We start from the raw sequence: 12,366 nt of genomic DNA on the forward strand, positions 1-12,366 counted from the left end.
CGCCTCATTCTCATGAATCCCAACGCGGCCCCTGCGGCCGACCCGAACGTGACGCTGCCCGTGAACCCGTCTTCCCCTCGTGCTGTCCATGCCGCCCCCGTGGTGAGCTTCTTCGAGGGCGGCAGCGCCCTCAGCGATTTCCGGGCCCGGCAGCTGCTGCCCCGCCTGCAGGCGGTCGAGCCGCGCATCGAGGGCCTGAGCGCCCGTTTCGTCCACCTGGTGGTCACCGACGACCCCCTCGACCAGGGCGCGAAAGAGCGGTTTGCCGCCCTGCTGGGCTATGGCGAGCCCTTCGTGGCGCCGGCCAAGGCCGGGTCGACGGTGGTGGTCACGCCCCGGCTGGGCACGGTGTCGCCCTGGGCCTCCAAGGCCACCGATATCGCCCACAACTGCGGCCTGGCGCTGCGCCGGGTCGAGCGGGTGACCGAGTACCACCTGGTGCTCAAGGCGCCCCTGCTCGGCAAGGCGCCGGTGCTCGAAGGCGACAAGCTGGCCGCGGTGGCCGACCTGCTGCACGACCGCATGACCGAATCGGTGCTGGCCCGGATCGAGCAGGCGGCCGAACTGTTCGCCGAACTGCCGCCGCAGCCGATGGCGCAGGTCGACGTCCAGGGCGGCGGCCGGGCGGCGCTGGTCGAGGCCAACAGCCGCTTCGGCCTGGCCCTGGCCGAGGACGAGATCGACTACCTGGTCGATGCCTTCACCCGCCTGGGCCGCAACCCGAGCGACGTCGAGCTGATGATGTTCGCCCAGGCCAACAGCGAGCACTGCCGTCACAAGATCTTCAACGCCGACTTCGTGATCGACGGCGCGGCGCAGCCGCAGAGCCTGTTCTCGATGATCCGCAACACCGAGCGCCTGAGCCCGCAGCACACGGTGATCGCCTATGCCGACAACGCCTCGGTCATGGAGGGCACGCAGATCGAGCGTTTCGTGGCCGCCTCCGAATCCGGCGGCTACCGCAAGGAAGAGGCGCTGAGCCACGTGCTCATGAAGGTCGAGACCCACAACCATCCGACCGCGATCTCGCCGTTCCCGGGCGCCTCCACCGGCGCCGGAGGCGAGATCCGCGACGAGGGCGCCACCGGGCGCGGCTCCAAGCCGAAGGCCGGCCTGACCGGCTTCACGGTCTCGAAGCTGTGGCCCGCCGAGGGCAGCTACGGCAAGCCCGGCCATATCGCGAGCCCGCTGCAGATCATGACCGAGGGCCCGCTGGGCGGCGCCGCCTTCAACAACGAGTTCGGCCGGCCCAACCTGCTGGGCTACTTCCGCGAATACGAACAGGCGATCGAGAGCGACCGGGACACGGTCCAGCGCGGCTACCACAAGCCGATCATGATCGCCGGCGGCCTCGGCAGCATCGATGCCGGCCAGACCAAGAAAATCCGTTTTCCCGCCGGCGCGCTGCTGATCCAGCTCGGCGGGCCGGGCATGCGCATCGGCATGGGCGGCAGCGCCGCCAGCTCGATGGCGACCGGAGCCAATGCGGCCGAACTCGACTTCGACTCGGTCCAGCGCGGCAACCCGGAGATCGAGCGCCGGGCGCAGGAAGTCATCAACCATTGCTGGCAGCAGGGCGAGGCCAACCCGATCCTGGCGATCCACGACGTCGGTGCCGGTGGCTTGAGCAACGCCTTCCCCGAGCTGACCAACGACGCCGGCCGCGGTGCGCGCTTCGACCTGCGGGCGGTGCCGCTCGAAGAATCCGGCATGGCGCCCAAGGAGATCTGGTGCAACGAGAGCCAGGAGCGCTACGTGCTGGCCATCGCGCCGGAGTCGCTGGCGCAGTTCCGCGCCTTCTGCGAGCGCGAGCGCTGCCCGTTCTCGGTGGTCGGCGTGGCGACCGAGGAGCGCCAGCTGCTGGTGGCCGACGAAGGCGCCGAGGCGCAGCCGGTCGACATGCCGATGGACGTGCTGCTGGGCAAGCCGCCGAAAATGCTGCGCGACGTTCAGACCGTGGCGCGCAGCTTCAAGCCGCTCGATCTGACGGGCGTCGACCTGCAGCAGGCCGCGATCGACGTGCTGGCGCACCCGACCGTGGCCTCGAAGCGCTTCCTGATCACCATCGGCGACCGTACCGTCGGCGGCCTGAGCCACCGCGACCAGATGGTCGGCCCGTGGCAGGTGCCGGTGGCCGACTGCGCCGTCACGCTGGCCGACTACCGCGGCTTCGCGGGCGAGGCGATGAGCATGGGCGAACGCACGCCGCTGGCCGCGCTCGACGCCCCGGCTTCGGGCCGGATGGCGGTGGCCGAGGCCATCACCAACCTGCTGGCGGCGCCGATCGAACTGTCGCGGGTCAAGCTGTCGGCCAACTGGATGGCCGCCTGCGGCGAGCCCGGCGAGGATGCGGCGCTGTACGAGACCGTCAAGGCCGTCGGCCTCGAGCTCTGCCCGGCGCTCGGCATCTCGATCCCGGTGGGCAAGGATTCGCTGTCGATGCGCACCCAGTGGCAGGTCGGCGGCGAGGCGAAGAAGGTCACGTCGCCCGTGAGCCTGATCGTCACCGCCTTCGCCACCTTGGCCGACGTCCGCGGCACGCTGACGCCGCAGCTCGATGCCGGCGAGCCCGACAGCACGCTGGTGCTGGTCGATCTGGGCCGCGGCAAGCAGCGCATGGCCGGCAGCATCCTGGCGCAGACGCTGGGCCAGAGCGGCGACACGGTGCCCGACCTCGACGATCCGCAAGACCTGGTGAAGCTGGTCGCCGCGGTCAACGCGCTGCGCGCCGAGGGCAAGATCCTCGCGCTGCACGACCGCAGCGACGGCGGCCTGTTCGCGGCCGCCTGCGAGATGGCCTTCGCCGGCCATGTCGGCGTGGCGCTCAATGTCGACCTGCTGGTCACCGAGGGCGACGGCATCAGCGACAGCCGCGCCGAATACGGCGACGCCAAGAACTGGGCCGGCCAGGTCAGCGCGCGGCGCGAAGAGCTCACGCTCAAGGCGCTCTTCAACGAAGAGCTGGGCCTGCTGCTGCAGGTGCGCACCGCCGAGCGCAACGAGGTCATGCAGACCCTGCGCGCCCACGGGCTCAGCGCCCACAGCCACTTTGTCGGCAAGACCCGGCCGGCCAGTTCGCCGATGGACGCCGGCAAGGGCAAGGTCGAAGTGTGGCGCGACGCCAAGGCGGTCTTCAGCGCCAGCCTCGCCGACCTGCACCAGGTCTGGGATTCGGTCAGCTGGAAGATCTGCCGCGAACGCGACAACCCCGACTGCGCCGATGCCGAACACGCCGCCGCCGGCGACCCGCAGGACCCGGGCGCCCACGTGCTGCTGGCACCGGGCGCGACCGACGACGTGGCCGCGCCATTCCTCAATCTGGCCCGCCCCAAGGTCGCGATCCTGCGTGAGCAGGGCGTCAACTCGCATGTCGAGATGGCCTATGCCTTCACAGAGGCCGGCTTCGAGGCCTTCGACGTCCACATGACCGACCTGCAGACGGGCAGGGCGGACCTGGCCGACTTCAAGGGGGTGGTGGCCTGCGGCGGCTTCAGCTACGGCGACACGCTGGGCGCCGGCATCGGCTGGGCCCGCAGCATCACCTTCAACCCGAGGCTGGCCGAGCAGTTCAAGGGCTTCTTCGGCCGCGCCGACACCTTCGGCTTGGGCGTGTGCAACGGCTGCCAGATGTTCGCCGAGCTGGCCGACATCATTCCGGGCGCCGAGGCCTGGCCGCGCTTCACGACCAACCAGAGCGAGCGCTTCGAGGCCCGGCTGTCGATGGTCGAGGTGCTCGAGTCGCCCAGCCTGTTCTTCGCCGGCATGGCCGGCAGCCGCATGCCGATCGCGGTGGCGCACGGCGAGGGCTACGCCAACTTCAAGCACCGCGGCGACCCGGCCCGGGCGATCGCGGCGATGCGTTTCGTCGACAACCACGGCCAGGCGACCGAGCGCTATCCGTTCAACCCGAACGGCAGCGCCGGCGGCCTGACTTCGGTGACCACCGCCGACGGCCGCTTCACGGCGCTGATGCCGCATCCGGAACGGGTTTTCCGCAACATCCAGATGAGCTGGACCTCGGGCGACCGCAGCGCGCTCAGCCCCTGGATGCGGATCTGGCGCAACGCGCGCAAGTGGGTGGGCTGAGCCCCGTGCGGCGACGTTCGGTGCTCGGCGCCAGCGCCGTGGTGGGCGGCGCGCTGCTCGGAAGGATGCCCCTGTCCGGCGCGGCCGAAGCCTTCGGCGCGCTGAAGAAATCGCCGCGCATGCCGCTGCTCTTCGTCGGCCACGGCAGTCCGATGAACGCCATCGGCGACAACGCCTATCGAAGGAGCTGGCAGGCGCTCGGCGCCGAGTTCGGCGCCCGCTACCCGAAGCCGCAGCTCATCCTGTGCGTCTCCGCGCACTGGCTGACACGCGGCGGCTGGTTCCTCACGGGCATGGCCCGGCCCAAGACCATTCATGACTTCGGCGGCTTTCCGCAGGAGCTGTTCGATCAGCAGTACCCCGCGCCCGGGGCGCCCGAAGCGGCAGCGCAGATCGCACGGGGCGTGCGCCAGCCGCTCGACGGCGCCGCGCTGGGCTTGGACGAGGCCGAGTGGGGCTTCGACCACGGCACCTGGTCGGTGGTCAAGCCGATGTTCCCGCGCGCCGACATCCCCGTGGTGCAGCTCAGCATGGACTACAGCCGCCCACCGGCCCAGCACTACCAGCTCGGCCAGCAGCTGCGGGCGCTGCGCGTGCGCGGCGTGCTGATCGTCGGCAGCGGCAATATCGTGCACAACCTGCGCGCCACGCGCCGCGAGGCCAGCCCCGACCAGGCCTACGACTGGGCGATCGAGTTCGACCGCATCGTCGGCGAGCAGATCAGGAACGGCCAGCTCGCCGCCCTGCCGGACTTCAAGAGCCTGGGCCCGATCGCGGCGCAGGCCCATCCCACGCACGATCACTACCTGCCGCTGCTCTACGCCGCCGGTGCGGTCGATGGCAAGGAAGCGCCGCGCTTCTTCAACGCCGACTTCCAGTCGGCATCGATCTCGATGCGTTCGGTGGTCTGGGGCTGAAAGCAAAAAGGGCCGGCGAAAGCCCGGCCCTCTTGAGGAATACGGTGGAACCGGCCTCGCCGGGCCCGCGGCAATTACTCGACCTTGGCCTTCGCCCGCAGGTCTTCCTGGTACTTCTGCAGCCGCTGCTGCTGCAGCTGCTGCACGACCTGCGGCTTGACCTCTTCGAGCTTCGGCAGCTGCGCCTGGCGGATGTCGTCGACACGGATGATGTGGTAGCCGAACTGCGACTTCACCGGTGCCGCCGTGGTCTCGCCCTTCTTGAGCTTGATCATGGCTTCCGAAAATTCGGGCACGAAGCTCGCGGGCGCGGCCCAGTCGAGGTCGCCGCCGTTGGCGCCCGAGCCCGGGTCCTTGCTCTGCTTCTTCGCGATGTCCTCGAACTTGGCGCCCTTCTTGAGGTCGGCCAGGATCTTGTTGGCCTGGTCCTCGGTCTCGACCAGGATATGGCGCGCCTTGTATTCCTTGCCGCTGTTGGCGGCGACGAACTTGTCGTACTCGGCCTGGACGTCCGCGTCGGTCACCGGGTTGTTCTTGCGGTAGTTCTCGAACAGCTGGCGGATCAGGATCGCCTGGCGCGCGAGCTCGAGCTGGTTCTTGTAGTCGTCGGTGCCGTCCAGACCTTGCTTCTGGGCTTCTTGCATGAAGACCTCGCGCGCGATGACTTCCTCGCGCAACTGTCCCTGCATCTCGGGCGTGACCGGGCGGCCGGCGGCCGCGAGTTGCTGGGCCAGCACGTCCATGCGCGCCTTCGGCACGGCCTTGCCGTTCACGATGGCGGCGTTCTGCGCCAGGGCGGCGAACGGAATGGCGCCGACCAGGGTGGCGAGCGCGACGGCCTTGAGGATGTTTTTCTTCATAAGGGGAGGGGGTTGTCGCCGCACGACCGTGCGGGTGATGTGAACGACGCCCTAGAGCGTCTCGATGGCAAGCGCGTGGAGGCCCTGTGCGATGAAAAGTTGCAGCGCATCATACACAAGCCGATGGCGCGCCACGCGGGGCTTGCCGGCGAACAGAGGGGAGGCGATGCGGACCCGGAAATGCGTGCCGTAGCCTTCGGCGCCGGCGCCCGCATGGCCGGCGTGGGCGGCGCTTTCGTCGATCACCTCGAGCGCCGTGGGCTGCAGCGTTTCGCGCAGCCGCGCTTCGAGGTCGCTGGCGGTCGGGAGGTTCATGCTGCGGGCTTGTCCGATTTGAGATGCGGCGAGATGTAGATCCCCTGCGCGACCAGGAACACGATCGGGAAGACGTAGCCCCAGAGCTTGAAGTTGACCCAGGCCTCGGTCGTGAAGTAGGCCGCGACATAGCCGTTGAGGACCGCCATGAAGAGGCAGTAGGCGATCCAGGCGACGTTGAGCTTGCCCCAGACCTGGGCCGGAAGTTCGAGTTGCCCGCCCAGCAGCATCTTCAGGAAGTTCTTCTTGAAACCCCACAGCGCGACCGCCAGCGCAATCGCCATGGCGCCGTAGAGCACCGTCGGCTTCCACTTGATGAAGCGGTCGTCATGCAGCGCGAGCGTGAGCGAGCCGAACAACAGGATCAGCACCAGCGTCGCCTTCTGCATCGGCTGCAGCCGGCGCTCCATGAACCAGATGATCGCCATCTGCAGCGCGGTGGCGCCCATCAGCACGCCGGTCGCGGTGTAGATGTCGTAGAGCTTGAAGGCGCCGAAGAACAGCAGGATCGGGAAGAAGTCGAGGATGAGTTTCATGTTCGGCTTCAGTCGGTTTCGCGATCCTTGAACTCGAGCGAAGCCGAATTCATGCAGTAGCGCAGGCCGGTCTCGGTCGGTCCGTCGGGGAACACATGGCCCAGATGGGCGCCGCAGTTGGCGCAGACGTTCTCGGTGCGCACCATGCCGTGCGAGCGGTCGACGATGTTGCGGATCGCGCCGGGCACGGCCTCCTGCGAGAAGCTGGGCCAGCCGCAGCCGGCGTCGAACTTGGTGGCCGACTCGAACAGCTTGGCGCCGCAGCAGATGCAATGGTAGGTGCCGTCGTCCCAATGGGCTTCGTACTTGCCGGTGAAGGGCCGCTCGGTGGCGGCGTGCCGCGTGATCTCGAAGGCGCCGCGCTCGGCGCCCTTCTCGGCCAGCAGGGCCTTCCATTCGGCATCGGTTTTCTGGACGGGTGAAGTCATGATGAGCAGCTGATTTCGATCGTGGAGGCCCAGTCGGGCGGGAAGCCGGCGAACGCGTCGCGGCCGGCATGTTCGTCAAATGGGGATTCGAGCAGGCGCAGCAAGGTGGCGACGCCGGAGAAATCCTTTTGCCCGGCGGCTTCGATCGCCTGCTGGCCCAGGTGGTTCCGCAGGACGAATTTTGGATTGCTGCGCAGCATCCGGGCGGCGGTGTCCGCGGCCGGCGTGCCGGCACGGCGCCCGGCGTAGCTCTGCAGCCAGGCATCCAGGCCCGGCCGGTCGACGAACAGGTCGCGCACCGGCTCGACATCGCCGCTGGCCACGCCATGGGAGAGCCGGCGCCAGAAGATCGTGTAGTCGACCTTTTCCTGGGCCAGCAGTTTGAGCACGCCTTCGATCAGGGCGCGGTCGCCCTCGGCGGCCTCGGCGAGGCCCAGCTTGGCCCGCATCCGGGCCTCGAACTCGCGCGGGAACACGGTCTTGTACGATTCCAGCGCGGCGACTGCGACCTCTTGGTCGCCGATCAGCGGCAGCAGGGCCTGGGCCAGGCAGAACAGGTTCCAGTAGGCGACGTTGGGCTGCTGGTTGAAGGCGTAGCGGCCGGAGGTGTCGCTGTGGTTGCAGATGTGGCGCGGGTCGAAGCCGTCCAGAAACTGGAACGGCCCGTAGTCGATCGTGAGCCCGAGGATGCTCATGTTGTCGGTGTTCATCACGCCGTGGCAGAAGCCGACCGCCTGCCATTGGGCCACCAGGGCGGCGGTGCGTTCGCTGACCGCCTCGAGCAACGCGGCATAGGCATTGCCTCCGAAGCGGGGGCTGACGCGGCACTCCGGGTAGTAGCGGTCGATCACGTAGTTGGCCAGGGCGCGCAGCTCGTCTTCGCGCTGGTTGGCGGCGAAATGCTCGAAGTGGCCGAAGCGGATGAAGCTGGGCGCGACCCGCGCCACGACGGCGGCGGTTTCGAGTTCTTCGCGGCGTACCCGGGCGTCGGAGCCGGTCACGCACAAGGCCCGCGTGGTCGGGATGCCCAGGCCGTGCATGGCCTCGCTGCAGAGGAATTCGCGGATGCTCGAACGCAGCACTGCCCGGCCATCGCCCATGCGGGAGTAGGGCGTCGGGCCGGCGCCCTTGAGCTGGACCTCGAGTCCCCCGGCGGTTTCACCCAGGAAAATCGCGCGGCCATCGCCGAGCTGTCCGGCCCAGACGCCGAACTGATGGCCGCTGTAGACACTGGCGAACGGGCGGGTGCCGGCGACTGGCGAATTGCCGACAAAGGCGGCCAGGCCTTCGTCGGATTGCAGCCAGGATGGGTCCAGGCCGAGATCGCCTGCCACGCGGGCGCTGACGCCGACCCAGTAGGGGTCGGGCAGGGGGCGCGGCTGGAGTTCGGTGAAGAAGGCGGGGCCCAGCGCCGAAAAGCCCGGGGCCCAGCGCAGACCCAGGTCGACCAGGTCCGCTTCGTCTGCAAGCATGCTCATGGGGCGATTGTCCTGCAGCGGGCGAGACCCCGGGCAGCTGAGGCCATCCCGGGGCGTGGCCAAGGCGGTTAAAGTATATACATTGTCGATACATGGGGGTGTCATGCACGTGGTGATCAAGAAGTGGGGCAACAGCGCCTCGGTCCGGCTTCCGGCGTCCGTGATGAAGTCGCTCAACCTGCAACTCGATCAGACGGTGGATGTGCGCGACGAAGGTGGCCGCATCGTGATCGAGCCGGTGCGCGATGCGGTCGACCTGGCGGACCTGCTGGCCGGGATCACGCCCGAGAACCTGCACGGCGAGGCCGAGTTCGGTCCGGCGGTCGGCAAGGAATGGTGATGGCGAGCCGCTACGTGCCCGAAACCGGGGACATCGTGTGGCTGCAGTTCGATCCGCAAGCCGGGCACGAGCAGTCGGGCCATCGCCCGGCACTGGTGCTGAGCCCGGCCGCCTACAACGGCAAGACCGGCTTGATGCTGTGCTGCCCGATGACGACGCAGATCAAGGGCTATCCCTTCGAGGTCCCGATTGCCGGCAGCCGGGCGACCGCGGTGCTCGCGGACCAGGTCAAGGGCCTGGACTGGAAGACTCGGAGGGCGATCCGAAAGGGGCAGGTTTCGGCGCGGGAGTTGTCGGATGTCAGGGCCAGGATCCTGGCGCTGGTCGGGAAGCCCTGAGGCGCCAAGGCGCCGCACTCAGCTCGGCACCGTGCCGCCATCAAGGCATCGCGCCCGGTACTGCGCCGGCGGCAATCCGAACCAGCGCTTGCACGCCCTGAAAAAATTGCTGCTGTCCACAAAGCCGAGCAGGTCGGCGACATCGGTCAGGGTGTGGCGCCGGTCGGCCAGGTACTGCTGGGCCAACTCGCGCCGGGTCTGGTCGAGCAGGGCCTGGTAGGAATTCGATTCGGCCTGCAGCCGCCGCTGCAGGGTGCGCTCGGTGACGCCGAGCCCGGCGGCCACATCCTGCCGGCGCGGCTCGCCCGCGGGCAGCCGGCGCGCGATCTCGGCGCAGACCCGCCGGCTGATCGTGCTGTCGGCCAGGCTGATCAGTTGCTCGTCGAGCAGGCGCTCGTGCAGCGCCGCCAGTGCCGGGTGCTGCGAAGGGATCGCCGCTCGCATGTCGGCGTCGGCCAGCAGCAGCCGGTTGGCGGCGGCGCCGAAGCGGATCGCGCAGCCGAAGGCGGCCCGGTGCGGCGCCTCGCTCGACGGTGCCGGGTACACGAACTCGACCGCCAGCGGCCGCAGTTCGCGCCGCGTCAGCCAGCCGCACAGCACCAGCATGGTCAGCATCCCGTACTCGACCCGCTGGCGCGGCACCGGCCGTCGGCTGCCGACGTGGCCGAGCACCAGCCAATGGCCGCGCGGCTCGGCGTCGAGTTCGAAGGTGGCGGCGTCCGAGACCACCGCCAGGTAGCGCGCCAGGCGCTCCAGGCCCGCATGCAGATACGGGCTGCAGGTCATCGCGTGACCCAGCGTGTCGAGATTGCCGTGGCGGGCGGCCAGTTCGCGCGAGAGGCCCAGCGTGGCCTTGCCGGAGCGGGCCACGGCCAGCTGCCACAGCTGGCTGATGTCGTCGGCCGGAAAGCGGGCCTCGGGCCGGTCGAGCCCGGTGGCGTCGAAGCCGCAGTCGCGCAGCAGGGACGGCACATCGAGCCCTTCGGCCGCGAACATGTCGAGCACGCCCCGCAGCCAGGCGCCCGAACTGGTGCGCAGCGGGGCCGAGGGGGGCGCAGGTCGCACCGATTCCGATGGTCGCGTCTCTGAAGTCACTGGATTGGCGCGCTTGCGATAGCAGGCATGGGGCGGGTCGTTCCTAGAATTTTTCCGGGCTCGCGAAGAAGCCCAGAAGTATCGCGGCCGGTCCCGGCCGCGCGCATTCCGGATAACCCGACGAGGAGACAAGACATGACCACGACAAGCCGGAAATGGGGCGCGGGATTGGTGCTACTGTGCGCCATGATCGCCGCTTGCGGCGGATCGTCCGATCCCACTTTCAGCGTTCCGCCGCCCGCGGCGGCCGCGACCCCGACCATGACGCCGACGACCTCGACCACCGTTCCCGAGACACCGCCCGCCGAAGCGCCCACGGTGCGCACCACCGCCCAGGGCAAGGTCGAAGGCATCGAAGACAGCGCCCGCTCGGGCACCTGGTCCTGGAAGGGCCTGCCGTTTGCCCGGCCGCCGGTCGGCGCGCTGCGCTGGCGGGCCCCGGCCGAGCCCGAAGCCTGGGCCGGCATCCGACCGGCCAAGCAGTTCGGCAACCCCTGCCTGCAGAACGGCCGCCTCTACGGTCCCGGCGCCAACAACACCTACGACGCCACGATCGCCAGCACCTTGAACACCCCGGTCGGCAGCGAGGATTGCCTGACGCTCAACATCTGGCGTCCGGCGAGCAGCGACGAGAAGCTGCCGGTGCTGCTCTTCATCCACGGCGGCAGCAACATCTCGGGCTACACGGCCGACCCGGTCTACGACGGCGCCAATCTGGCGAAGAAGGCCAATGCGGTCATCGTCACGGCCAACTACCGCCTGGGCGTGCTCGGCTTCCTGAACCTGCCGCAACTGCACGTGGGCGGCACCGAAGGCGACGATTCGGGCAATTTCGCGTTGCTCGACAACCTGGCGGCGTTGCGCTACGTCCAGAAGAACATCGCCGGTTTCGGCGGCGACGCCGCCAACGTCACGGTGATGGGGCAGTCGGCCGGCGCGATCAACCTGCTGGCCCTGATGGCGTCGCCGATGGCCAAGGGCCTGTTCCACAAGGCGATGCCGCTGTCGGGCGGCATCTCGCTGGCGACCAACCTGCCGCCCGGCAGCCTGCCGACGCTGAATCCGGCCTCGGCCTACCTGGCGCAGGGCAACGGCCTGCTGCTGAACCTGCTGGTGGCCGACGGCAAGGCGGCCGACCTGGCTGCGGCCACCACCTACGCCGCCGGGATGAGCCCGGCCGACGTCGCCGACTACCTGCGCGCCAAGGACGCCAGGACCATCCTGGGCATCGTGCTCGCCAAGGGCCTGACCGGCTCGGGCCCGATCCCGGACGGCACGTTCTTGCCGACCGACCCGATCGCGGCGATGGCCGCCGGCCAGTACCTGAAGGTGCCGACCCTGGTCGGCGTCACGCGCGACGAGGGCAAGCTCTTCACGCCCTTCCTGCCGCTGGTCGGCGGCCCCAAGCCCGGCCTCAAGATCGACGATGCGACCCGCTTCACGATGATGCAGAACTTCAACCCGGACGCGGCCACCACCTTGACCTCGGCCGACATCATCGACCCGGCCTACCTGCCGGTGACGACGCCGGTCACGGGCTACGACGCGATGACCGCGCGGATCACCAACGCCTTCATGGTGCCGAGCCGCGACAACCTCCTGAACACCCTGAAGACGCAGCAGTCGAACCTGTGGCACTACCAGTTCGACTGGGCCCAGCTGCCGCCGCCCTGGAACGAGGTCTATGGCGCGGCACATGCCTTCGACCTGGGCTTCGTGTTCGGCAATTTCGGGCCGTCGCTGTTCTCCAACGCGAGCTTCAGCGCCGCCAACCGGCCGGGCAGGGAAGCGCTGTCCAACGCCATGATGGGCAGCATCGCCGCCTTCATGCGCAGCGGCGACCCGAACAGCGCGGCACTGGGCACGACCTGGGCGCCCTGGCCCTCGCGGCTGCTGCTCGACGCCACCCCCGGCGCAGCCAGCATCTCGACCCAATAGCCGGCCGTTCGCAGCCGGTCTCCTCGGGGACCCGA

At 69.1% G+C, this 12,366-nt stretch carries 11 protein-coding genes; 5 read left to right on the plus strand and 6 right to left on the minus strand.

Annotated elements, in window-relative coordinates:
• The first annotated feature begins 12 nt into the window (after positions 1–12).
• Complete coding sequence (gene purL / locus QZH52_RS22440; RefSeq protein ID WP_436411621.1) at positions 13–4,086, plus strand: phosphoribosylformylglycinamidine synthase; 4,074 nt, start codon at positions 13–15, stop codon at positions 4,084–4,086.
• A 65-nt stretch (positions 4,087–4,151) separates the two neighbouring features.
• The gene (gene ygiD, locus QZH52_RS22445; RefSeq protein ID WP_301812842.1) at positions 4,152–5,003 is read left to right on the plus strand and encodes a 4,5-DOPA-extradiol-dioxygenase; all 852 of its coding nucleotides are present in this window, start codon (positions 4,152–4,154) and stop codon (positions 5,001–5,003) included.
• 74 nt (positions 5,004–5,077) lie between these two features.
• Here ygiD and QZH52_RS22450 read toward each other — a convergent pair whose 3' ends face one another.
• From QZH52_RS22450 to QZH52_RS22470, 5 genes are read right to left on the minus strand one after another with little or no spacing between them, the layout of a single operon-like run.
• The gene (locus QZH52_RS22450; protein ID WP_286527637.1) at positions 5,078–5,863 is read right to left on the minus strand and encodes a foldase protein PrsA; all 786 of its coding nucleotides are present in this window, start codon (positions 5,861–5,863) and stop codon (positions 5,078–5,080) included.
• A 51-nt stretch (positions 5,864–5,914) separates the two neighbouring features.
• Positions 5,915–6,178: a BolA family protein gene (locus QZH52_RS22455; RefSeq protein ID WP_301812785.1), complete on the minus strand. Its 264-nt coding sequence runs from the start codon at positions 6,176–6,178 to the stop codon at positions 5,915–5,917.
• Positions 6,175–6,714 (minus strand): septation protein A, encoded by a 540-nt coding sequence (locus QZH52_RS22460; protein ID WP_301812786.1) that lies wholly within the window; start codon positions 6,712–6,714, stop codon positions 6,175–6,177. The genes QZH52_RS22455 and QZH52_RS22460 overlap by 4 nt, the downstream gene beginning before the upstream one ends.
• Before the next feature lie 8 nt (positions 6,715–6,722).
• Positions 6,723–7,142, minus strand: coding sequence for a peptide-methionine (R)-S-oxide reductase MsrB (gene msrB, locus QZH52_RS22465; protein ID WP_286367924.1), 420 nt, complete (start codon positions 7,140–7,142; stop codon positions 6,723–6,725).
• Positions 7,139–8,620 (minus strand): protein adenylyltransferase SelO, encoded by a 1,482-nt coding sequence (locus tag QZH52_RS22470; RefSeq protein WP_301812787.1) that lies wholly within the window; start codon positions 8,618–8,620, stop codon positions 7,139–7,141. The genes msrB and QZH52_RS22470 overlap by 4 nt, the downstream gene beginning before the upstream one ends.
• A gap of 103 nt (positions 8,621–8,723) precedes the next feature.
• Between QZH52_RS22470 and QZH52_RS22475 the strand changes: the two genes are divergently transcribed.
• Together QZH52_RS22475 and mazF are read left to right on the plus strand one after the other, a co-directional pair.
• Entirely contained in the window at positions 8,724–8,960 is a 237-nt protein-coding gene (locus tag QZH52_RS22475) for an AbrB/MazE/SpoVT family DNA-binding domain-containing protein (RefSeq protein WP_286367922.1), read from the plus strand.
• Positions 8,960–9,298 (plus strand): endoribonuclease MazF, encoded by a 339-nt coding sequence (mazF, locus tag QZH52_RS22480; protein ID WP_301812788.1) that lies wholly within the window; start codon positions 8,960–8,962, stop codon positions 9,296–9,298. The genes QZH52_RS22475 and mazF overlap by 1 nt, the downstream gene beginning before the upstream one ends.
• 18 nt (positions 9,299–9,316) lie before the next feature.
• Here mazF and QZH52_RS22485 read toward each other — a convergent pair whose 3' ends face one another.
• Entirely contained in the window at positions 9,317–10,294 is a 978-nt protein-coding gene (locus QZH52_RS22485; RefSeq protein WP_301812843.1) for an AraC family transcriptional regulator, read from the minus strand.
• Between the two features lie 234 nt (positions 10,295–10,528).
• On the opposite strand from QZH52_RS22485, the gene QZH52_RS22490 reads away from it, so the two are divergent.
• Complete coding sequence (locus tag QZH52_RS22490) at positions 10,529–12,331, plus strand: carboxylesterase/lipase family protein (protein ID WP_436411619.1); 1,803 nt, start codon at positions 10,529–10,531, stop codon at positions 12,329–12,331.
• Positions 12,332–12,366: the final 35 nt, after the last annotated feature.

The sequence above is a fragment of the Variovorax ginsengisoli genome (assembly GCF_030486595.1).
Classification (GTDB): Bacteria; Pseudomonadota; Gammaproteobacteria; order Burkholderiales; family Burkholderiaceae_C; genus Variovorax; species Variovorax ginsengisoli_B.

Bases quoted from the DNA above. Each gene is read 5' to 3' on its own strand.
- QZH52_RS22475 (WP_286367922.1), top strand. From the start codon at position 8,724: ATGCACGTGGTGATCAAGAAGTGGGGCAACAGCGCCTCGGTCCGGCTT.
- purL (WP_436411621.1), top strand. From the start codon at position 13: ATGAATCCCAACGCGGCCCCTGCGGCCGACCCGAACGTGACGCTGCCC.
- msrB (WP_286367924.1), bottom strand. From the start codon at position 7,142: ATGACTTCACCCGTCCAGAAAACCGATGCCGAATGGAAGGCCCTGCTG.
- QZH52_RS22450 (WP_286527637.1), bottom strand. From the start codon at position 5,863: ATGAAGAAAAACATCCTCAAGGCCGTCGCGCTCGCCACCCTGGTCGGC.
- ygiD (WP_301812842.1), top strand. From the start codon at position 4,152: ATGCCCCTGTCCGGCGCGGCCGAAGCCTTCGGCGCGCTGAAGAAATCG.
- QZH52_RS22460 (WP_301812786.1), bottom strand. From the start codon at position 6,714: ATGAAACTCATCCTCGACTTCTTCCCGATCCTGCTGTTCTTCGGCGCC.
- QZH52_RS22470 (WP_301812787.1), bottom strand. From the start codon at position 8,620: ATGAGCATGCTTGCAGACGAAGCGGACCTGGTCGACCTGGGTCTGCGC.
- QZH52_RS22455 (WP_301812785.1), bottom strand. From the start codon at position 6,178: ATGAACCTCCCGACCGCCAGCGACCTCGAAGCGCGGCTGCGCGAAACG.
- QZH52_RS22485 (WP_301812843.1), bottom strand. From the start codon at position 10,294: ATGTTCGCGGCCGAAGGGCTCGATGTGCCGTCCCTGCTGCGCGACTGC.
- mazF (WP_301812788.1), top strand. From the start codon at position 8,960: ATGGCGAGCCGCTACGTGCCCGAAACCGGGGACATCGTGTGGCTGCAG.
- QZH52_RS22490 (WP_436411619.1), top strand. From the start codon at position 10,529: ATGACCACGACAAGCCGGAAATGGGGCGCGGGATTGGTGCTACTGTGC.